Raw genomic sequence first — 447 nt, 5'->3', positions numbered from 1 at the left:
GGCACTGCCGGACGCGATCGGGGACGCCCGCCTGCGCAAGACCAACAGCCAGGCCACCGCGGCCTGGGGGGACCCGTCCCTGGTCATCCTTCGCTGCGGCGTCAACGTTCCCGGCCCCACCACCGACCGCTGCGTGACAGTCAATGGCATCGACTGGGTCATCAAGGAAGGCGACCCGGTGTGGACCCTGACCACCTACGGCCGTGAACCTGCTACCGAGATCCTGATGGACCCGGACAAGATCAGCTCCGCCACGGTGCTGGCAGACCTCGCAACGGCGGCCGGGAAGGTGCCGGCCATCCGGAACTGCGTGGGCCAGGAAGAACTCCAGGACCTGCCGCAGAGCCAGTAGGCGCAGCCCGGGCCGCCGGGATCTTTCGCGGGGCTCACTGTGGAGAGGCCCTGCTTAGCGCAGCCCGGTCTTCCGGTTCAGGGCCAGGTGGATGA

1 protein-coding gene is annotated in these 447 nt (G+C 68.7%); it reads left to right on the top strand.

What is annotated here, in order from left to right; translation table 11 throughout:
• The coding region (locus P2Q66_RS19410) for a DUF3515 family protein (RefSeq protein ID WP_275730767.1) at nt 1-352 on the top strand (352 nt) is incomplete at its 5' end.
• Nucleotides 353-447 lie beyond the last annotated feature (95 nt).

This window comes from Arthrobacter sp. Cr_A7 (assembly GCF_029222765.1).
In the GTDB taxonomy this organism is placed as follows: domain Bacteria; phylum Actinomycetota; class Actinomycetes; order Actinomycetales; family Micrococcaceae; genus Arthrobacter.
Note: the sequence above shows the minus strand (reverse complement) of the source record. Positions and strands in the feature narration are given on the sequence as shown.